The organism is Saccharopolyspora shandongensis (assembly GCF_900106995.1).
Taxonomy (GTDB): domain Bacteria; phylum Actinomycetota; class Actinomycetes; order Mycobacteriales; family Pseudonocardiaceae; genus Saccharopolyspora; species Saccharopolyspora shandongensis.
Window position 1 is genome coordinate 119893 of sequence record NZ_FNOK01000005.1, and the last position, 19725, is coordinate 139617.

Below are 19725 nucleotides of genomic sequence, written 5' to 3' on the forward strand. Positions count from 1 at the left end.
AACATCGTGGGACGTCGTGATCTGTGGGTGTTCTTACTGGTGGCGCTGGGCGGCGCGTGGCTGGTGGCGCTGCCGCTGTGGCTCGCGGGCGGCCTCGGCAGCGGTTTCCCGTGGCTCGCCGGAGTCATGATGTTCACGCCGACGCTGGGCGTGCTCGCGGTGCGGCTGCTGGACCGCCGCGTGCCGGCCCGCGAATGGGCCCGCGCGACCAGCTTGACCTTCGGGCCGGACAAAGGGCGCACGGTCGTGCTGCTGCTGGCCGCCTGGTTCGGCACGCCGCTGCTCAGCGCGGCGGCCGTCGCGCTGAGCGCGGCCATCGGAGTCCTCGCGGTGGACTTCGACTTCAGCCTGATGCGCGAGGCGATGGGCGGCGCCCCGCCGATCGGCGTCGGGACCGTCGTGCTGATCCAGCTGGTGTCGATGGTCCTGCTGGCGCCGCTGATCAACTCGGTGCCGGCCTTCGGCGAGGAGTGGGGCTGGCGGGGCTGGCTGCTGCCGCGGCTGCAGGGGTTCGGCACCTGGCCCGCGCTGCTGCTCTCCGGCCTGATCTGGGGTGTCTGGCACGCACCGCTGACGCTGCTCGGCTACAACTACCCGCAGCTCGGCCCCTGGTCTGCGCTCCTGTTCACCGGGTTCTGCGTGATCTACGGGGTGCTGATGGGCTGGCTGCGGCTGTACTCGGGCAGCGTCTGGCCCGCGGTGCTGTGCCACGGCTCGTTCAACGCGTCCGCCGGGCTGCCGATGATCCTGGGTTCCGCGGCCGAGCCGCCGAACGTGGTCGTCGCCGGGATCACCGGCCTGGTCGGCTGGGTGCCGATGGCCGCGCTGGCGCTGTTCGTGATGCGCCGGTGGCCCCTCGACCGGGCCCCGCAGCCGGTCGCGGCCGCCTGACCAGCCCCGGCCCGGTCGGCGATGCCCGGCCGGGCCGACCGGTGGCGGCGACCTGGCGCTACTGTCGTTACTGGTCGTCGACTGTCCCGGGAGCGTCCAAGTGAGTGTCCGAAGCCGGTATCTGTGGTTCGTCGGTGGCTGGACCGTGCTCATCGCGCTGCTGATGATCGCCGTCCCGCTGCTGCTGCGCACCCGGTTGCCGGAGCCCATCGCGATCGAGTGGACGTCGTCGGGCGCGCCGAAGAGTTCCAGCTCGCTGCGCGACTTCCTGTTCGACAAGCTCGTCTGGTGGCTGGCGGTCGCCGCGGTGTGGAGCGTGTTCGGGGTCCGCGGGGTGCTGCGGCGGCGCGGCCTGGCCTGGGCCGGGGCGGCGCTGGGCGTATTCGGCTCGCTGATGCTCGGCACCGTCGTGCTGACTACGCTCACCAACCTGAACGCCCCGGACTTCCGGGACACCGTCGACCTCCACGCGCAGGGCTGGCTGCTGCTGGGCGGTGCGCTCGCGGGCTGGCTCGGCTGGCGGCTGGGCAGCCAGAGCGCGCGGGTCGCCGCCACCGACTGATCGACTCGTCGGTGCCGTCCGATAGCTTGCGGGTGCCTGCCCGGCGGGACGACCGGTGACGATGCGCACGGCGGAGGACATGCAGTGACCACATTGGACGCGAAGCTCGACCGGGTGCTCGGCGCCAAGACCGGCAAGGCGCTCGATTCGGCGCTGGGCCTCGCCACGGTGGGGGATCTGCTGCGCCACTACCCGCGCCGCTACGCCGAGCGCGGCGAGCTGACCGCGATCGCCGGGCTGGAGCTCGGCGAGCACGCCACGGTGCTGGCGCAGGTCGAGCGGGTCAGCAAGCGCACCATGAAGTCCCGCCGCGGCACCATCGTCGAGGCCCGGATCACCGACGGCCACCGCTCGCTGAGCTGCACGTTCTTCAACCAGGCGTGGCGGGAGCGCGAGCTGCTGCCGGGGCGGCGCGGCATGTTCGCGGGCAAGGTCACCGCCTTCCGCGACCAGCTGCAGCTGGCGCACCCCGAGTACCAGCTCTTCGACGCGGACAAGACCGATCTCGGTTCGGCGGCCGAGGAATTCGCCGCCGCGGTGCTCCCGGTCTACCCGGCCGCGCAGGGCCTGCCGTCGTGGTCCATCGCGCAGTGCGTGAGCCAGGTGCTGGACGTCTGGGACGGCGCCGAAGACCCGCTGCCGGTGGAGCTGCGCGACCGGATGGGGCTGGCCGATCTCGAGTCGGCGCTGCGCAAGATCCACCGCCCGCAGAACTTCGGCGACGTCCAGGCCGCGCAGGACCGGCTGAAGTGGGACGAGGCGCTGGCGGTGCAGCTGGCGCTCGCACAGCTGCGCGGCGCGGCGAAGTCGCACCCGGCGCCGGTGTGCCGGATGCGCGACGACGGCGTCCTGGTGGCGTTCGACCAGCGGATGCCGTTCGAGCTGACCAAGGGGCAGCAGGAGATCGGCGAGCAGATCGCCGCCGACCTGACCACCGAGCACCCGATGAACCGCCTGGTGCAGGGCGAGGTCGGCAGCGGCAAGACGGTGGTGGCGCTGCGCGCGATGCTGCAGGTGGTGGACTCCGGCCGGCAGGCGGCGATGCTCGCGCCGACCGAGGTGCTCGCCGCGCAGCACGCCCGCTCGCTGCGCGAACTGCTCGGCGACCTGGCGATGGCCGGCGAGCTCGGCGGCGCGGACAACGCCACCCGCGTGACGCTGCTGACCGGCTCGCTGAACGCGGCGCAGCGCAAGAAGGCCTTGCTGGAGGCGGCTTCCGGCGAAGCCGGGATCGTCGTCGGCACGCACGCGCTGATCCAGGACCGGGTGTCGTTCGCCGATCTCGGCCTGGTCGTGGTGGACGAGCAGCACCGCTTCGGCGTCGAACAGCGCGATGCGCTGCGGGCGCGCGGCGGAGACGACGTGTCGCCGCACGTGCTCGTCATGACCGCGACGCCGATCCCGCGCACGGTGGCGATGACGGTCTACGGCGACCTGGAAACCTCGGCGCTGCGGGAACTTCCGCGCGGCCGCTCGCCGATCAGCACGAGCGTCGTTCCGGTGGCGGAGAAACCGGCCTGGCTGGATCGCGCCTGGGCACGCATCCACGAGGAGGTCGCGGCCGGGCACCAGGTCTACGTGGTATGCCCGCGGATCGGCGACGACGAGGAGAACCCGGGCAAGGGCAAGAAGAAAGCGGCGAAGTCCGCTGTGGACGACAGCGACGGCGGCGGCGAGGAGCCGCCGCCGGAGGACGGCGAGGAGCGGCGGCCGCCGCTGGCGGTGCTCGACGTCGCGGAGCAGCTCGCGGCCGGGCCGCTGGCGGGCCTGCGGCTGGGCATCCTGCACGGCAGGCTGGCCGCCGACGACAAGGACGCGGTGATGCGCGCCTTCGCCGCGGGCGAGCTCGACGTGCTGGTCGCCACCACCGTCATCGAGGTCGGCGTCAACGTCCCGAACGCGACCGTCATGGTGATCATGGACGCCGACCGGTTCGGCGTCAGCCAGCTGCACCAGCTGCGCGGCCGCGTCGGCCGGGGCAGCGCGCCGGGCCTGTGCCTGCTGGTCAGCGAGGCGATGGCGGGTACCACGACGCGGGACCGGCTGGACGCGGTCGCCTCCACCACGGACGGCTTCGAGCTGGCCCGCCTCGACCTGGAACTGCGTCGCGAGGGCGACATCCTCGGCGCGGCGCAGTCCGGGCGGAAGTCGGGGCTGAAGATGCTGTCGCTGCTGCGCGACGAGGACGTGATCGCCCAGGCCCGCGAGGAGGCGGACCGGGTGGTCGGCGAGGACCCGCAGCTCCGGAACCACCCGGGCCTGGCCCGGATGGTCGCGGAGGTCGTCGACGCCGAACGCGCGGAGTACCTGGAGAAGAGCTGAGCGAACGGCCCGTTCGCCTCGGTCGGTGAGGTGAACGGGCCGTTCGCTTCGGGGGAGCGATGCGGGCCGTGCCGGTGTCAGCGCCCAGGGATAGGTGCGGGGCTTAGGGCGTCAGGTGGCCGGTAGTTCTCGGTGGTCGGTGGAGAGGAACGAGGCCACCGGGCGCAGCCCTGCCCGGGAGTTCGGCCGGACCCGCAGGTCCCGCAGGGCGGCGGCCTCGGCGTGGACGTCGGCGGCCCCGGTGTCGAGGGCGTGAGGGCGCGGTGGCATCGGTGGCTCCCCGGTGCGGCGTCGCGGTCGGGTTTTCAGCGCCATCCACGGTCTTGTGGTCTTCTGGGGCCGTCGGCCGCCGATCGGGCGGCAGTCCGGAGCGGGCGCCACGCCTGAGCGCCAGTAAGAGATCGAAAATTCGGCATAAGAAAAATTAGCGCTGATTTCTTTTGGTCCAGACCTTGTCTCGTTCCGGCATTTGGGCAGGTCATAAAGGTAACGAGGTGTCCATCACCTGAGAGGTTCTCCCGGTTAAGGGAATTTTCGCGGTACGGTGCTCACACCGACCGACACCTGCCCAGGAGGAGCCGGCATGTTCCGCAAGGTCCTTGTCGCGAACCGCGGCGAGATTGCGATCCGCGCGTTCCGCGCCGCGTACGAGCTAGGCGCGGGCACGGTCGCGGTGTTCCCGCACGAAGACCGCAACTCGCTGCACCGCCTGAAAGCCGATGAGTCGTACGAGATCGGCGAGCCTGGGCATCCGGTCCGCGCTTACCTGTCCGTCGAGGAGATCGTCAAAGCCGCGCGCGAGGCCGGCGCCGACGCCGTCTACCCCGGCTACGGGTTCCTCTCCGAGAACCCCGAACTGGCGCGCGCCTGCCGGGAAGCCGGGATCACCTTCGTCGGCCCCAGCCACGAGATCCTGCAGATGACCGGCAACAAGGCGACCGCGGTCGCCGCCGCCCGCGAGGCCGGCGTGCCGGTGCTGGACTCCTCGGCGCCGTCCCGCGAGATCGACGAGCTGCTCACGGCCGCCGAGAGCATGACGTTCCCGGTGTTCGTCAAGGCCGTCGCCGGTGGCGGCGGGCGCGGCATGCGCCGCGTCGACGCCCCCGCCGGGCTGCGCGAGGCGCTGGAAGCCGCGATGCGCGAGGCCGAATCGGCCTTCGGCGACCCGACGGTCTTCCTGGAGCAGGCGGTCATCAACCCGCGGCACATCGAGGTGCAGATCCTCGCCGACGCCGCGGGCAACGTGATCCACCTCTTCGAGCGCGACTGCTCCGTGCAGCGCCGCCACCAGAAGGTCATCGAGATCGCCCCGGCGCCGAACCTGGACCCGCAGCTGCGGGAGCGGATCTGCGCCGACGCCGTCGCCTTCGCCCGCAAGATCGGCTACGTCAACGCGGGCACCGTGGAGTTCCTGGTCGACGAGCAGGGCCGCCACGTGTTCATCGAGATGAACCCGCGCATCCAGGTGGAGCACACGGTCACCGAGGAGGTCACCGACGCCGACCTGGTGCAGTCGCAGCTGCGCATCGCCGCCGGCGAGACGCTCGAAGACCTCGGCATGACGCAGGACGCGATCCGGTTGCGCGGCGCGGCCCTGCAGTGCCGCATCACCACCGAGGACCCGGCCAACGGGTTCCGCCCGGACACCGGCATGATCAGCGCCTACCGCTCGCCGGGCGGCGCGGGCATCCGGCTCGACGGCGGCACCGCGTTCGCCGGCACCAGCGTCAGCGCGCACTTCGACTCGATGCTGGTGAAGCTGTCCTGCCGGGGCCGCGACTTCGCCACCGCCGTCGCCCGCGCCCGCCGCGCGGTCGCCGAGTTCCGCATCCGCGGCGTGTCCACGAACATCCCGTTCCTGCAGGCGGTGCTGGACGATCCGGACTTCGCCGCGGGCAAGGTCACCACGTCGTTCATCGGCGAGCGGCCGCACCTGCTCACCGCGCGCCACTCGGCCGACCGCGGTACCCGGCTGCTGAACTACCTCGCCGACGTCACCGTCAACCGGCCCAACGGCGAGCGCCCGACCACCCCGGACCCGGTGCACAAGCTGCCGAAGATCGACCTGTCGGTGCCGCCGGCGGCCGGCTCCAAGCAGCGGCTCACCGAGCTCGGCCCGGAGGGATTCGCCCGCTGGCTGCGGGAATCCAAGGCCGTCGGCGTCACCGACACCACCTTCCGGGACGCCCACCAGTCGCTGCTGGCGACCCGAGTACGCACCCGCGACCTGCTCGCGGTCGCGCCGCACGTGGCGCGGCTGACGCCGGAGCTGCTGTCCCTGGAGTGCTGGGGCGGCGCGACCTACGACGTGGCGCTGCGGTTCCTCGCCGAGGACCCGTGGGAGCGGCTGGCGAAGCTGCGCGAGGCGGTGCCCAACATCTGCCTGCAGATGCTGCTGCGCGGCCGGAACACGGTCGGCTACACGCCCTACCCGACCGAGGTGACCGAGCACTTCGTGCAGGAAGCCACCGACACCGGCATCGACATCTTCCGCATCTTCGACGCCCTCAACGACGTCGAGCAGATGCGCCCGGCCATCGAGGCGGTGCGGGCCACCGGGAAGTCGGTCGCCGAGGTCGCGCTGTGCTACACGGCCGATCTGTCCAACCCGGACGAGAAGCTGTACACGCTGGACTACTACCTGCGGCTGGCCGAGCAGATCGTCGACGCCGGGGCGCACGTGCTGGCGGTCAAGGACATGGCCGGGCTGCTGCGCCCGCCGGCGGCGGCGAAGCTGATCTCCGCGCTGCGCAAGGAGTTCGACCTGCCGGTGCACGTGCACACCCACGACACGCCGGGCGGCCAGCTGGCCACCTACCTGGCGGCCGTGCAGGCCGGGGCGGACGCGGTGGACGCGGCGACGGCGTCGCTGGCCGGCACCACCTCGCAGCCCGCGCTGTCGTCGGTGGTGGCCGCCACCGACTACACCGAGCAGGCCACCGGGCTGGACCTGCAGGCGGTGTGCGACCTGGAGCCGTACTGGGAGTCGGTGCGCAAGGTCTACCAGCCCTTCGAGGCGGGCCTGGCGTCGCCGACCGGGCGCGTGTACAAGCACGAGATCCCCGGCGGTCAGCTGTCGAACCTGCGCACCCAGGCGGTCGCGCTCGGGCTGGGCGACAAGTTCGAGGAGATCGAGGCGATGTACGCCGCGGCCGACCGGATCCTCGGCCGGCTGGTCAAGGTGACCCCGTCCTCGAAGGTGGTCGGCGACCTGGCGCTGCACCTGGTGGGCGCCGGCGTGGACCCGGCCGACTTCGAGGCCGACCCGCGCAAGTTCGACATCCCGGACTCGGTGATCGGGTTCCTGCAGGGCGAGCTCGGCGAGCCGCCGGCGGGCTGGCCGGAGCCGTTCCGCACCCGCGCGCTGGCGGGCCGCACCGCGGTGCGCAAGCTCGCGGAACTGTCCGATGAGGACCACGCGGGGCTCGCCTCGGACCGCCGGAGCACCCTGAACCGGCTGATGTTCGCCAAGCCCACCAAGGAGTTCACCGAGCACCGCGAGGCGTACGGCGACACCTCCCTGCTGCGCAGCAAGGACTTCTTCTACGGGCTGCGGCCGGGGGAGGAGTACTCGGTGGACCTGGAGCCGGGCGTGCGGCTGCTGATCGGCCTGGAAGCGATCAGCGAGCCCGACGAGCGCGGCATCCGCACCGTGATGGCCACCCTGAACGGGCAGCTGCGGCCGATCCAGGTCCGCGACCGCTCGGTGGCCACGAACCTGCCGGTCGCGGAGAAGGCCGACCGGTCCAACCCCGGCCACGTGCCGGCGCCGTTCGCGGGCGTGGTGACGCTGTCGGTCGGCGAAGGCGACGCCGTGGAGGCGGGCCAGACGATCGCCACCATCGAGGCGATGAAGATGGAGGCGGCGATCACGGCCCCGCAGGGCGGCCGGGTGAAGCGCCTGGCGATCGGCGCGGTCCAGCAGGTCGAGGGCGGCGACCTGATCATCGAACTCGGCTGATCGGAACCACGAAAGCGGGCCGTTTCCCCAGAAGGCGGCCCGCTTTCGGCGTGTCAGGGGCGGAACGGGTTCTCGATCAGGAGATTCCCGAAGCGCCGACCGTGCTGCATGTCCTCGGTGAGCAGCTTCGTCGCCCCGGCTCTCAGCGCTGCTTCGACGATGAGCGCGTCGTGGAACGCGACCGTGTGGTCCTCTTCCAGCTTGCTGGCCAAGACGATCAACAGCGGGTCGATGCGAACCGGGTCCCACTCGGCGTACTTCGCCACCACCTGGCGGGCGGTTCCGCGGGGCAGCTTCGTCTTTCGGGTGGCTACGGAGTAGAACTCCTGGAGCACCTGGGTGCTCAGCACACCGGTTTCCGTTGCCCAGAGCTCTTTCAGCAGTTGGCGCGACTGGCTGGCGCGCAGGTCGCCGTCGTGCACGATGTGGGCGTAGACAAGGATGTTCGTGTCGATGAATGTGAGTTCAGCGGTCACCTGTCGTAAAGCTCCTCACGGGTCCATGATGGTGCGCTTTCGGTCGACCGCGCGGCCTCGTCCATAAGTGCGAGGGCTTCGTGCTTGGCGCGTTCGTAGCGCTCATCGGAGTCGGCGATCTTGGTGATCTGCTGGGCCAGAAGTCCGCTTAGCGACGTGTGCCTTCGCGCTGCTGCGATTTTCGCGCGCCGAATTACTGCTTCGTCCAGCTGGACTGTCACATTTCTGCTACCCATGGCCACGTGATATCACGTGCGCCACGTGACTTTGACGTGGAAAGTGAGTTGAGGTGCAATTTTGCGCCCGTTCGAGTGTTGCGGCGCGGTCACTGGTCGGACTGGACGAGGCCGTGTTCGTAGGCGTAGATCACCGCGTGCACTCGGGTTCGCAGGCCGAGCTTCGCCAGGATCCGGTTCACGTGGGTCTTCACGGTGCCTTCTTCGATCGTGCAGGCGGCGGCGATTTCGGCGTTGCTCATCCCGCGCGCCACCAGGCGCAGCACGTCGTGCTCGCGGGGCGTGAGGCGGTCCAGCTCCGGCGGCGCCGGGTTCGGCGAGAGCGCCGCGAAGCGGCTGATCAGGCGCCCGGTGACCTGTGGGTCGATGAGCCCCCGGCCCTGGTGCAGCTCGCGGACCGCGGCCACCAGCACGTCGGGTTCGTTGTCCTTGAGGAGGAAACCGGCCGCGCCCGCCTGCAGCGCGCCGAAGAGGTACTCGTCGAGGTCGAAGGTCGTCAGCGCCAGCACCCTCGGGGCGGGTTGCGCGCCCGCGAGCTCGCGGATCGCCGCGATCCCGTCCAGGTGCGGCATCCGCAGGTCCATCACCACGACGTCGGGCCGTCGCCACCGCGCGAGCCGGACCGCTTCGGCCCCGTTGGCCGCCACGTCGAGGACCTCGATGTCCGGCTCGCCGTCCAGGATCGAGCGGAGCGCGTCGCGCACCGCCTCCTGGTCGTCGGCCACCAGCACCCGGATCGTCACCGAACCGCCCTCCCCACCGGCAGTTCGGCAGCCACCCGCCAGCCGTTCGGACGAGCCGGGCCCACCGACAGCGTCCCGCAGAGCAGGTGCACGCGTTCCCGCATGCCGCGGATGCCCTGGCCCTCGGCCTCCGCGGCGGTCGGCGGGCCGTCGTCGGTGACCTCGATGTGCAGGCTCCGCTCGTCCTGCCGCAGGCGGACGACGACCTCCGCCGCACCGGAATGGCGCGCGGCGTTCGTCAGGGCCTCCTGCACCACCCGGTACGCGGTTCGGTCGACGGCCGGCGGCAGCCCGGCCGCGATGCCGGTGCGGTGCAGGCTGACCTTGCGCTCCTGGGACGAGAGCCGGTCGGCGAGCCGGTCCAGGTCGGCCAGGCCCGGCTGGGTGGCGGCCGGTTCCTCCCGAAGTTCCCGAAGCAGGTTCCGCACCTCGCCGAGCGCGGTCCGCGAGAGCTCCGAGATCGTGCCCAGCGCTCGGTCGGCGGCAGGCGAAGCCCCGTCGAGCGCCCGGCGGGTCGCGGTGGCCTGCAACCGGATCGCGGTCAGGTGGTGGCCGACGCTGTCGTGCACGTTCCTGGTGAGCCAGGCCCGTTCCTCGGCCAGCAGGCGATCCGACTCGGCGCGCTGCAGCCGGAGCGCCTGGCCCGCCCGCTCGCGGTGCAGCCGCAACGCGTAGCCCGTGGCGACCGGGGCGATGGCCATGACGACCAGGTCGGTCGCGGTGAAGACCTGCACCGGCCCGCCGGCCACCAGGAGCGTGCCCACCGACCAGCAGGTGGCGATCGCCAGCACCAGCAACGGGTTCCGCGGCCGGTGGTAGACGGCGGCGCAGAACGCCCCCATCGCGACGAGCATTCCGGGCCAGTTCGGCAGGAAAGCCATGCCCAGCAGCGCGATCACCGCGGACGCCACCGCGACGGTCAGCGGCAGCGCCCGCCGGGCCGGCAGCGGGAGGCAGACGCCGATGCTGAAGGCGGCCAGCAGCGGCAGGTCCACGGGGACCCGCCGCTCCAAGCACGCCACCAGCATCAGCGCGGTCGAAACGCCCGCGATGAGCAGGATTTCCCGCACGTAGCGCATATCAAGAGGATGCAGCACCGCACGCGGTGCCTTCCGGCGGCAGCTCGCCGCTCGTCAGGTACCGGTGCACCCGGTCCCGCACGCAGGGGTGCCCGCTGAGGTAGAGCGCATGGGCGCCCTTCGCGGGGAGGTAGCGGGCGCCTTCGAGTTGCGCGGTCACCCGGCGCGCGTCCTGCGGCGGGGTGGTGCTGTCGTACTCGCCGCTCGCGACGAGGATCGGCGGGAGGCCCTGCGGGCGGATCGGGTGCGGCCGGAAGTTCACCGTCCCGGGAAGACCCGCGCAGTGGTAGGACATCTGCCACGCGGTGGCCCAGCCGATTCGCGGCGTTCGGCTCCGCAGCGCGGTTTCCAGCCCCTCGACCTCGTCGTACTCGGTCGGATACGGGAAGTCGGCGCAGAACATGATCCGGCTCAGCGCGGGATCCATCCCGCCGCTGGGCGTTCTGGCGAACCGGGTGGCGTCACCGGCGTGCGCCTCCAGCAGGGATGCGGCCAGCTCCGGCCACCGCCCCTCGTAGCCGGGATTGGCGCGCGAGACGATCAGCGCCGCTCCCGCCGTGGCGCCCGGCCCGGCGCCGGGAGCGGGGATCGGGTCGCGCTCGGCGCGCGCCAGCACCTCGTCCCACACTTCGAGCGCGTTCCGGTCGTGCAGCGCGCATCCCGGTTCTCCGGCGCACCATGACGCGAATCGTTCGAGGTTCGCCTCCATGGTCTTCGCGCGCGGCAGCAGCCAGCCGAGCCAGGACCGGTTGGTGTGGTCCATGACGCTGTCCAGGTACATCCGGCCGATGCGGTCCGGGAAGAACTCGGCGTAGGCCTGCCCGAACACCGTCCCGTACGAGTTGCCGTAGTAGTTCAGCTTCGCCTCGCCCAACGCGGTCCGGATCGCATCCATGTCGCGGGCGACCTGCCACGTGTTCAGCCTGCCCGCCAGCGGCCCGGCCGCTTCGGCGCAGCCGGTGCCGAAACGGCGGTTCTCGGCGGCGTAGGCGTCATAGGTGGCCCGGTCCGGGAACACCCACTGCGCGTTCTCCGGCATGGGCATCGGATCCGGGCACTGCACGCCCGAGCTCGCTTCGAAGCCGCGCGGGTCGGAGACGACGACGTCGAACCACCGGGTGAGGTCGGCGAAGGCGGCCTTCGACCCGCGCAGCACCGAGATCTGCTGGGCCGGACCGCCGATGTTGACCAGGAGGGTGCCCTTGCGGTTGGCCGGATCCTGCGCGGGCAGCCTGGCCAGGCCGAGCTCGATCCGGCCGCCGCCGGGGTCGGCCCAGTCGACCGGCACCTCGATCCGGCCGCACTGCAGGCCGTCCCCGCAGTCCTGCCAGGACGGTCCGGGCCCGGCGGATGCGACGGGCACCGTCCCCGTCGCGAGCAGCCCGGCGCCGAGCAACGCGGCGATGATTTTCCTCATGCGCCCAGGCTTTCGCGAGCCGCCCCGCCAGGCGTCCAACTTTCGATAGATCTTCGCGGACTACGGCGTCTTGAGGACCGTCAGCAGCTGGGTCGCGCGGCTGAGGGCGACGTAGAGGGCTCGGCGGCCGGTGCTGGATTCCGCGGCCAGGCCGTCCGGGTCGACGACCACCACTGCGTCGTACTCCATGCCCTTGGCCTCCAGGCTGCCGACCACGCGGAGCCGGTCCGAGTCGGACCCATCCACAGTGGACAGCCACTCGCGGACCTCGTCGCGGCGCGCCATCGTGGTGATCACGCCCACCGTGCCCTCGGCCGCCGCCACCAGCTCCACCGCGGCCGACCGCGCCGCCTGCGGCAGCTCGTCGGCGGCCATCTCGCGCACCGCCGGCTCGATGCCGGTCGTGCGCACCGCGACCGGCAAGTCGTCGGCCGGGACCAGGTCGCGGACCGCGTCGGCGGCGACCGCGAAGATCTCCGCCGAGTTCCGGTAGTTGGTGCGCAGCGTGAACCGGCGGTGCGTGCGCTGAGCGCTCAACGCCTCCTGCCGCGCCGCGGCGGCCTCCGCCGGATCGGGCCACGACGACTGGACCGGGTCGCCCACGATCGTCCAGCTCGCGTGCCGCCCGCGGCGGCCCACCATGCGCCATTGCATCGGCGAGAGGTCCTGCGACTCGTCGACCACCACGTGCGCGTACTCGTCGTAGTTGACCGCGCGGCGCGCCTGCTCCGCCTCCGGGGCGGTGCGGCGGCGCTTCGGCGGCGGCCCGGCCAGCACCCGCAGCTCGTCGATCAACGCGATGTCGGCGACCGTCCACTCGGTCACCTCGGACCACGACTTCGCCAGCAGGTCGACCTCCTCGGCCGACAGCAACCGGCGGGCTGCCTGGGACAGCCGCGCCGGATCGGACAGCCAGCGCAGCACCTGCATCGGGTACAGCGGCGGCCACCACGCGACCAGGAACCGGTGGAACTCGATGCGCTCGCCGATCTCGGTGATCAGCCGGTCCCGGTCGGGCTGGAAGTTCTCGTCGGCGGCCTGCTTCGCCTGCTGCCACAGGGCTTCCAGCAGCGCGTCGGCCGCGCGCATCCGGTACCGGTTGGGCTGCCCGCCCTTGTTGTGCAGCGAGCGGCGGATCCGCTTCAGCTCGTCGGCCTGCAGCTTCAGCACCGTGCCGCGGTAGAACATCTGCAGGTGGTCCGGGGCGTCCGGCGGCGGCAGCCGTAGCGCCCGCCGGAGCACCTTGACCATCCGCGAGGAGCCTTTGATCTCCGCCGTGCGCGGGTCGTCGATCTTGGCCGTGCCGATGCCGTCCAGCACCTCGCCGAGGGCCCGCAGCTCGACGTTGTGCTCGCCCATCGACGGCAGCACGCGGGAGATGTAGGACATGAACACCGGGGACGGGCCGACCACCAGCACCCCGGGGCCGCCGAGCCGGCGCTGCTCGCGGTAGAGCAGGTAGGCGGCGCGGTGCAGCGCCACCGCGGTCTTGCCGGTGCCCGGGCCGCCGGTGATCTCGGTGACCCCGCCCTCCGGCGCCCGGATCGCGTCGTCCTGCTCCTTCTGGATGGTGGCGACGATGTTGCGCATCGAGTCGCCGCGCGACCGGGTCAGCGCCGCCATCAGCGCGCCGTCGCCGATCACCCGCATGTCCGCCGGTGCCCGGTCCGGGTCCAGCAGGTCGTCGGAGAGGTCGACGACCCGCTCGCGGGAGGAGCGGATCACCCGGCGCCGCACGACGTCCAGCGGCTGTTCGGGAGTGGCCTGGTAGAACGCCGCCGCCAGCGGGGCCCGCCAGTCCACCAGCAGGTTGTCGAACTGCGGGTCGCGGATGCCCAGCCGGCCGATGTGCACGGCGTCGCCGCCGGCGAAGTCCAGGCGGCCGAACACCAGCCCCTCGGACTCCGCGTTCAGCGCCTGCAGCGTCCGGTTCGCGTGGTACAGCATCACGTCGCGCTCGTTCAGCGCTTCGGGAGTGGCCTCCAGGCCGTACTCGTAGCTCTTGTCGCGCATCGCCTCGGCTTCGGCGCGCAGTTCGTCGAGCCGGGCGTAAACCCGGTCGACGTGCTGCTGCTCGACCGCGATCTCGGCCTGCTTGGTGGACGCTTCGGACACCTGTGTCGTTCTCCCCGTGTGGTGCAGTGGGCAGACCAATCAGCCTACGGCCCGCCGCGGCAACGGCTTGCTGCTCCCAGGAGCTAAGAACGTGCATACCCAGGCGTAAACTGCGGCGAACACCGGAACCCGCCGCGCGGGAGCGCTTGGCGGGCCCGCGGGGCACCGGACGAACGCGGGTGCGCGACGATGGTCGGGTGACTCGGATCGTGGCCGGAAGCGTGGGCGGGCGGCGCATCGACGTGCCCCCGCGAGGCACCAGACCCACCTCGGAGCGGGTGCGGGAAGCCCTGTTCAGCGCGCTCGAGTCGGCCATCGAGCTGACCGGCGCGCGGGTGCTCGACCTCTACGGCGGCTCCGGGGCGCTCGGTCTCGAAGCCCTCTCCCGCGGCGCCGCGCACGCCACGTTCGTCGAATCCGACCGGCGCGCCGCCCAGCTGCTGCGCCGCAACGCCGCGTCGCTCGGCTTCCGCGACGTCCGGGTGGAGCAGGCGAAGGCCGAAACCCTGATCGGCACCCCGACGGCGCAGCCGTTCAACGTGGTGCTGGCCGACCCGCCCTACGACCTCGCGCCGGAGCTGCTGCAGCGCGTGCTGGCCGGGCTGGCCCCCAACGGCTGGACCGCGCCGGGCAGCCTCGTGATCGTCGAGCGCGCGGTGCGCAGCGGCGAACCGGACTGGCCGCCGCCGCTGCGGGCCTTCCGCACCAAGCGCTACGGCGACACCGCCGTCCACTGGGCCACGCACGAGGAGTTGTGAAAGCCCTTTGCCCGCGCCGGTGACCCGCGCCACGTCGTCCTGGGGGCAGCCCCGGCCTGCTGCTAACGTGCCAGCTCATGAGGCGTGCCGTGTGTCCTGGCTCCTACGACCCGGTGACGAACGGTCATCTGGACATCATCGAGCGAGCGTCGAAGCTGTTCGACGAGGTCGTCGTCGCGGTACTCATCAACAAGAACAAGAAGAGCCTGTTCAGCGTCGAAGAGCGGCTGGAGATGCTGCGCGAGGTCACCGCCCAGTGGCCGAACGTGCGCATCGACGCCTGGCACGGCCTGCTCGTGGACTACTGCAAGGCGCACGACATCGGCGCGATCGTCAAGGGCCTGCGCGCGGTCAGCGACTTCGACTACGAGCTGCAGATGGCGCAGATGAACCAGCAGCTGTCCGGGGTGGAGACGATGTTCATGTCCACCAACCCGCTGTACAGCTTCCTGGCCAGCTCGCTGGTCAAGGAGGTCGCCACCTACGGCGGCGACGTGTCGAACCTGCTGCCGCCGACGATCGAGCGGCGGCTCCTCGACCGGCTGGCCGAGCAGAACTGACCGCGATTGGGCCGATCGGCTCAACTCGTGTCCCACGATGGTGCCACGTGACGTTTCGGGTTCACGTCAGCTTCAGTACGTGATCAGGTCATCGACGTAGCGTGCTCGACCATGAAGCGGATCACGTCGAAGACACTCCAGGTCCTGTTGGCCGGTCTGATCGCCGTGGTGGGACTGGTCGGGTTCCAGGCGAGCGCCCTGCCCGCCGCGCCGACGGCTGCCGTCGCGCAGGCGCCGTGCGGGGACACCTCGGGCTTCCAGAAGGTCAACCTGTCGGCGCTGCCGAAGGAGGCGACCGACACGGTCAACCTCATCAAGAAGGGCGGCCCCTACCCGTACCCGCAGGACGGCACGGTCTTCCAGAACCGGGAAGGGATCCTGCCGGAGTGCGCCAGCGGCTACTACCACGAGTACACCGTCAAGACCCCCGGCAGCGACGACCGCGGCGCCCGCCGCTTCGTGGTCGGCGACGGCGGCGAGTACTTCTACACCCAGGACCACTACGACAGCTTCCAGCTGACCAACATCAACGCGTAGTCCACTGCGAGCCGTGCGCGTTCCGGGCCGTCCGGGACGCGCACGAGCGCGTTCGGGGGCTTGACACGCGGAACTGGATTTCCCCCGTCGCACTGCCCTGCCCGGGCAGACTGATAGCAGGACAAACCCATGATCGGCGGTTGTGGGTGTTCTGAGATGCTTGCCGCTGCGGCGGCTACGACGGCAGGGAGATCAAGGTGTACCGGGTGTTCGAGGCGCTCGACGAGCTGGTCACGATCGTCGAAGAAGCGCGTGGCGTGCCCATGACGTCGGGGTGCGTGGTGCCCCGCGGCGACGTGCTGGAGCTGCTCGACGACGTGCGGGACGCGATCCCGCAGGAACTCGACGACGCCCAGGACGTGCTCGACCACCGCGACGAGGTGGTGTCCACCGCGGAGGCGCAGGCCGACAAGTCGGTCACCGACGCCCGCAACGAGGCCGACCGCACTGTCGGCTCGGCGCGCGCCGAGGCGGAGCAGCTGCTCGCCGACGCCCGGGAGCAGGCCGACGAGCTGCTGGCCGAGGCGCGGGCGCAGGCCGAGCAGGCGGTGACCGCGGGCCGCCGCGAGTACGAGGAGTACGTCGGCCGCGCCCAGAGCGAGGCGGACCGCATGGTGCAGGCCGGTCGCGCCGCCTACGAGCAGTCGGTGCACGAGGGCAAGGCGGAGCAGGCCCGGCTGGTGGCCGACACCGAGGTGGTGCAGGCGGCGAACACCGAGGCCAAGCGCATCGTCGACGAGGCGAACGAGGACGGCGAGCGGCTGCGCAGCGAGTGCGACGCCTACGTCGACTCCCGGCTCGCGGACTTCGAGGACCTGCTCAGCCGCACGCTGCGCACGGTCGGCAAGGGCCGCCAGCAGCTGCGCAGCCCGATGGGCGCCCCCTTCGACTACGAGGAGTGGCACGCCGGCAACAAGCCCGGCGCCAACTGATCCCCGCGCCGGGGATCGCGCCGGACGCAGTCCTGTTCGTGGAGGGCCTGGTGTCGCGGCTGGAAGGGGGTCGCGTACGCTGGGAAAGCTGGCTGGGGATGATGCGCAGTTTCTCATCCGCCTATGCCGCACCGCCCTGTCGAATTGACCACCGAAACTTGTGATGTCTCAGAACCATGCAGCGCACACCGCGCACGTCGGCCCCTGGGTGATCGACACCCGGGAGATCGGCCACCGGGCCGGCAGCAGCCGTGCCTACACGCGCAGCGCCCCGGCGCCGACCGGGTTCGGGCTGGACATGATCAAAGTGCCGGAGGGCGATCCGGTGCAGCTCGACCTGCTGGCCGAGTCGGTGGTGGAGGGCGTGCTGGTGTCCGGCACCGCCGTGGCCACCCTGGCAGGCGAGTGCGTCCGATGCCTGGACTCGATCTCCGACGAGGTCGAGGTGGAGGTGCGGGAGCTGTTCGCCTACCCGGACAGCGCCACGGACGTCAGCACGGATGACGACGAGGTGGAGCGGGTCGTGCACGACCTGATCGACCTCGAACCGGTGGTGCGGGACGCGATGTTGCTGTCGCTGCCCTCGGCGCCGTTGTGCTCGCCGGACTGCCAGGGGCTGTGCTCCGGGTGCGGCGTGAAGTGGGCCGAACTCGCCCCGGATCACACGCATGAGACCATTGATCCTCGCTGGGCTGCGCTGCAAGAGCAGCTCGGCGGGACCGAGGAGGAGAAGTAGTCGTGGCCGTCCCGAAGCGCAAGATGTCCCGGGCCAACACCCGTCACCGCCGGTCGCAGTGGAAGACCTCTGCGCCGACGCTGGTGCAGTGCTCCAACCGCTCCTGCCGCGAGCAGAAGCTGCCGCACGTCGTCTGCCCGGCCTGCGGCCAGTACGACGGCCGCCAGATCGTCCAGCCCGCCTGATCGGCGGTCGCGCAGTGGGGGGAAAGCAGTCGCGGGTCCGGAAGGTCGATCGGGCTCCGCTGTTGGCAGCGCTCGGCGTCGAGCTCGACGCCGAGCTGCTCACCCTTGCCCTCACCCACCGCTCGTACGCCTACGAGAACGGTGGCCTGCCGCCGAACGAGCGGCTGGAGTTCCTCGGCGACGCGGTGCTCGGCCTGGTGATCACCGATCACCTGTACACCGAGCACCCGGACCTGCCCGAGGGGCAGCTCGCGAAGCTGCGCGCCAGCGTGGTCAACATGCACGCGCTGGCCGGCGTCGCCCGCGAGCTCGGTGAGGGCGGTCTGGGCGAGTACCTGCTGCTGGGCAGGGGCGAGGAGCTCACGGGGGGCCGGGACAAGGCGAGCATCCTCGCCGACGGCCTCGAAGCCGTGCTCGGCGCGGTGTACCTGGCCGAGGGCATCGACGTCGCCCGCGGCGTCGTCCACCGGCTGTTCGAGCCGCTGCTGGCCGAGGCGCCGCAGCGCGGGGCCGGGTTGGACTGGAAGACGAGTCTGCAGGAGCTGACCGCGTCGGCGGGGCTCGGCGTGCCCGAGTACCGGGTCGAGGAGCAGGGCCCGGACCACCGCAAGGAGTTCAGCGCCTACGTGGCGGTCGGCGGGCAGACCTACGGTCGCGGCGATGGCCGCACCAAGAAGGAAGCCGAGCAGAAGGCCGCCGAAGCGGCCTGGCGCCAGCTCTCCGAGCAGACCACCGAAGACGCCGAGACCCCTTCCACGTAGCGGAATCCGGGGCCGCGCGCCGGGGTCCGGCGCGGGTGGTCGAAGATGTTTTCGTGCCCGAGTTGCCTGAGGTCGAGGTCGTCCGGCGCGGTGTCGCCGAACATGCTGTCGGCCGGACGTTGTCCGGCGTCGAGGTCCTGCATCCGCGCGCTGTCCGCCGACACGTGCCCGGTCCCGATGATTTCGCCGGTCGGCTCGCCGGTCGCTGTGTGAGCGCGGCGCGGCGGCGCGGCAAGTACCTGTGGCTGGAGCTCGGCGACGAGGCCGGTGCGCCCGAGTCCGGCGGCGAAGCGCTCGTCGTGCACCTGGGGATGAGCGGTCAGCTGCTCGTGCAGCCCGGCGACGCCCCGGACGAGAAGCACCTGCGGGTCCGGATGATGTTCGCCGACGGCCGTTCGGAGCTGCGGTTCGTGGACCAGCGCACCTTCGGCGGCCTGCACCTGGCCGATCTGGTCGAGGTGGACGGGATCGCGCTGCCGAAGCCGGTGGCGCACATCGCGCCCGACCCGCTGGAGCAGGTGTTCGACCTCGATGCGGTGGCCGACCGGCTGCGGGCCCGGCGCACCGGGATCAAGCGGGCGCTGCTGGACCAGAGCCTGGTTTCCGGCGTCGGCAACATCTACGCGGACGAGGCGCTGTGGCGGGCGAAGCTGCACTGGGCCCGGCCCACGGGGACGCTGACGCGGCCCAAGATCCGCGAGCTCTTCGGCGCCGTCACCGATGTCATGCAGCAGGCGTTGCACGCCGGTGGCACCTCGTTCGACGCCTTGTACGTCAACGTGAACGGCGAATCCGGCTACTTCGACCGGTCGCTGGCGGTCTACGGGCAGGCGGGGCACCCGTGCCCGCGGTGCGGGGCGTCGGTGCGACGTGATCCGTTCATGAACCGCTCGTCCTACACCTGCCCGGTGTGCCAGCCCAAGCCCCGGAACGCCCACCTCTGACGTTCATCCTTCCGGGTAGTTCTGGCGTTTTCGCGCGAAAACGGCGTCCGTCAGGCGTGGCGAGCGCCGTTTTCGCGCGAAAACGGCGTCAACGAGGGCTCACTGCTCCGTTCCCAGGGCTGTTGTCACGGCGGTCATCGTGCTCCGCCAGTGGTCTCGTTGGCGGGCGCGCTCGTCCGCGTCGGCCAGCCACTCCTGGTGGAAGCGCAGTTGCGTGCGGTCGCCCTTGCCCACGATCGCGAGCTGCACCGTCGTGTCGTGGTCCCAGTCGGCCGGTCGCCAGGTGAGCCGGACCCGGTCGAGCTCGCGGTGGCTGCGGATCTCGCCGGTCGTGCCGTCCGCCGTCCGGTAGGTGTCGCCCTTCTCCAGGGTGGCGCCCGCGCCGAGCCACAGCGCGATGCCCGCCGGGCTGGTGAGGAAGCCCCAGACCTCGTCCGGCGGGTGGGGCACGGTCTTGGAGACCCCGATCTGGAAGCCGGCGTCCTTGGTCTGGCCGATCATGTCCGCGCC

General features: G+C 71.4%; 20 protein-coding genes. 12 read left to right on the forward strand and 8 right to left on the reverse strand.

The window, feature by feature from the left end; all coding sequences use genetic code 11:
- The first annotated feature begins 6 nt into the window (after positions 1-6).
- The 3 genes from BLW84_RS07115 (at position 7) to recG (ending at position 3775) form a co-directional block, all read left to right on the forward strand.
- Positions 7-891: a CPBP family intramembrane glutamic endopeptidase gene (locus BLW84_RS07115; RefSeq protein WP_093262662.1), complete on the forward strand. Its 885-nt coding sequence runs from the start codon at positions 7-9 to the stop codon at positions 889-891.
- Positions 892-991: 100 nt separating this feature from the next.
- Complete coding sequence (locus BLW84_RS07120; RefSeq protein ID WP_093262664.1) at positions 992-1453, forward strand: hypothetical protein; 462 nt, start codon at positions 992-994, stop codon at positions 1451-1453.
- Positions 1454-1537: 84 nt separating this feature from the next.
- The gene (gene recG, locus BLW84_RS07125; RefSeq protein WP_093262665.1) at positions 1538-3775 is read left to right on the forward strand and encodes an ATP-dependent DNA helicase RecG; all 2238 of its coding nucleotides are present in this window, start codon (positions 1538-1540) and stop codon (positions 3773-3775) included.
- Positions 3776-3886: 111 nt separating this feature from the next.
- Here the strand turns inward: recG and BLW84_RS47280 are convergent, their stop codons facing one another.
- Positions 3887-4045 (reverse strand): hypothetical protein, encoded by a 159-nt coding sequence (locus tag BLW84_RS47280; RefSeq protein ID WP_177226332.1) that lies wholly within the window; start codon positions 4043-4045, stop codon positions 3887-3889.
- A 313-nt stretch (positions 4046-4358) separates the two neighbouring features.
- On the opposite strand from BLW84_RS47280, the gene BLW84_RS07130 reads away from it, so the two are divergent.
- On the forward strand, positions 4359-7736 hold the full coding sequence (locus BLW84_RS07130) for a pyruvate carboxylase (RefSeq protein WP_093262667.1): 3378 nt from the start codon (positions 4359-4361) through the stop codon (positions 7734-7736).
- A gap of 53 nt (positions 7737-7789) precedes the next feature.
- Here the strand turns inward: BLW84_RS07130 and BLW84_RS07135 are convergent, their stop codons facing one another.
- The 6 genes from BLW84_RS07135 to BLW84_RS07155 all read right to left on the reverse strand — a co-directional run bounded on the left by BLW84_RS07135 (position 7790) and on the right by BLW84_RS07155 (position 13802).
- Complete coding sequence (locus BLW84_RS07135) at positions 7790-8212, reverse strand: PIN domain-containing protein (RefSeq protein ID WP_093262668.1); 423 nt, start codon at positions 8210-8212, stop codon at positions 7790-7792.
- Complete coding sequence (locus BLW84_RS46040; protein WP_143060880.1) at positions 8209-8448, reverse strand: DUF6364 family protein; 240 nt, start codon at positions 8446-8448, stop codon at positions 8209-8211. The genes BLW84_RS07135 and BLW84_RS46040 overlap by 4 nt, the downstream gene beginning before the upstream one ends.
- An 89-nt stretch (positions 8449-8537) precedes the next feature.
- A complete protein-coding gene (locus BLW84_RS07140) occupies positions 8538-9191 on the reverse strand; it encodes a response regulator (RefSeq protein WP_093262669.1) in 654 nt (217 codons plus the stop codon).
- A complete protein-coding gene (locus BLW84_RS07145) occupies positions 9188-10270 on the reverse strand; it encodes a sensor histidine kinase (protein WP_093262674.1) in 1083 nt (360 codons plus the stop codon). Before BLW84_RS07145 ends, BLW84_RS07140 begins: the two co-directional genes overlap by 4 nt.
- Position 10271: 1 nt before the next feature.
- The gene (locus BLW84_RS07150; protein ID WP_093262678.1) at positions 10272-11687 is read right to left on the reverse strand and encodes an alpha/beta fold hydrolase; all 1416 of its coding nucleotides are present in this window, start codon (positions 11685-11687) and stop codon (positions 10272-10274) included.
- A 60-nt stretch (positions 11688-11747) separates the two neighbouring features.
- A complete protein-coding gene (locus BLW84_RS07155) occupies positions 11748-13802 on the reverse strand; it encodes a HelD family protein (RefSeq protein ID WP_093262681.1) in 2055 nt (684 codons plus the stop codon).
- Between the two features lie 197 nt (positions 13803-13999).
- On the opposite strand from BLW84_RS07155, the gene rsmD reads away from it, so the two are divergent.
- The 8 genes from rsmD to mutM all read left to right on the forward strand — a co-directional run bounded on the left by rsmD (position 14000) and on the right by mutM (position 19215).
- On the forward strand, positions 14000-14560 hold the full coding sequence (gene rsmD, locus BLW84_RS07160; RefSeq protein WP_093263076.1) for a 16S rRNA (guanine(966)-N(2))-methyltransferase RsmD: 561 nt from the start codon (positions 14000-14002) through the stop codon (positions 14558-14560).
- 77 nt (positions 14561-14637) lie between these two features.
- Positions 14638-15120 (forward strand): pantetheine-phosphate adenylyltransferase, encoded by a 483-nt coding sequence (coaD, locus tag BLW84_RS07165; RefSeq protein WP_093262682.1) that lies wholly within the window; start codon positions 14638-14640, stop codon positions 15118-15120.
- Between the two features lie 111 nt (positions 15121-15231).
- Entirely contained in the window at positions 15232-15657 is a 426-nt protein-coding gene (locus tag BLW84_RS07170) for a guanyl-specific ribonuclease (protein WP_093262683.1), read from the forward strand.
- Positions 15658-15854: 197 nt separating this feature from the next.
- The gene (locus BLW84_RS07175) at positions 15855-16589 is read left to right on the forward strand and encodes a DivIVA domain-containing protein (protein ID WP_093262684.1); all 735 of its coding nucleotides are present in this window, start codon (positions 15855-15857) and stop codon (positions 16587-16589) included.
- A gap of 163 nt (positions 16590-16752) precedes the next feature.
- On the forward strand, positions 16753-17325 hold the full coding sequence (locus tag BLW84_RS07180; RefSeq protein ID WP_177226333.1) for a YceD family protein: 573 nt from the start codon (positions 16753-16755) through the stop codon (positions 17323-17325).
- 2 nt (positions 17326-17327) lie between these two features.
- On the forward strand, positions 17328-17510 hold the full coding sequence (gene rpmF, locus BLW84_RS07185; protein WP_093262685.1) for a 50S ribosomal protein L32: 183 nt from the start codon (positions 17328-17330) through the stop codon (positions 17508-17510).
- A gap of 14 nt (positions 17511-17524) precedes the next feature.
- Positions 17525-18271 carry a ribonuclease III gene (gene rnc / locus BLW84_RS07190; RefSeq protein WP_093262686.1) on the forward strand — a complete coding sequence of 249 codons (747 nt, stop codon included), beginning with the start codon at positions 17525-17527 and terminating at the stop codon, positions 18269-18271.
- Positions 18272-18324: 53 nt separating this feature from the next.
- Positions 18325-19215, forward strand: coding sequence for a bifunctional DNA-formamidopyrimidine glycosylase/DNA-(apurinic or apyrimidinic site) lyase (mutM, locus tag BLW84_RS07195; protein ID WP_093263081.1), 891 nt, complete (start codon positions 18325-18327; stop codon positions 19213-19215).
- 99 nt (positions 19216-19314) lie between these two features.
- Here mutM and BLW84_RS07200 read toward each other — a convergent pair whose 3' ends face one another.
- Positions 19315-19716, reverse strand: a complete 402-nt coding sequence (locus BLW84_RS07200; RefSeq protein WP_093262687.1) for an SRPBCC family protein — start codon at positions 19714-19716, stop codon at positions 19315-19317.
- Positions 19717-19725: the final 9 nt, after the last annotated feature.

Coding starts and splice junctions, on each gene's coding strand:
- BLW84_RS07130 (WP_093262667.1), top strand. CDS start 4,359: ATGTTCCGCAAGGTCCTTGTCGCGAACCGCGGCGAGATTGCGATCCGC.
- BLW84_RS07180 (WP_177226333.1), top strand. CDS start 16,753: ATGTCTCAGAACCATGCAGCGCACACCGCGCACGTCGGCCCCTGGGTG.
- BLW84_RS07145 (WP_093262674.1), bottom strand. CDS start 10,270: ATGCGCTACGTGCGGGAAATCCTGCTCATCGCGGGCGTTTCGACCGCG.
- BLW84_RS07150 (WP_093262678.1), bottom strand. CDS start 11,687: ATGAGGAAAATCATCGCCGCGTTGCTCGGCGCCGGGCTGCTCGCGACG.
- BLW84_RS46040 (WP_143060880.1), bottom strand. CDS start 8,448: ATGGGTAGCAGAAATGTGACAGTCCAGCTGGACGAAGCAGTAATTCGG.
- BLW84_RS47280 (WP_177226332.1), bottom strand. CDS start 4,045: ATGCCACCGCGCCCTCACGCCCTCGACACCGGGGCCGCCGACGTCCAC.
- BLW84_RS07170 (WP_093262683.1), top strand. CDS start 15,232: ATGAAGCGGATCACGTCGAAGACACTCCAGGTCCTGTTGGCCGGTCTG.
- BLW84_RS07200 (WP_093262687.1), bottom strand. CDS start 19,716: ATGATCGGCCAGACCAAGGACGCCGGCTTCCAGATCGGGGTCTCCAAG.
- coaD (WP_093262682.1), top strand. CDS start 14,638: ATGAGGCGTGCCGTGTGTCCTGGCTCCTACGACCCGGTGACGAACGGT.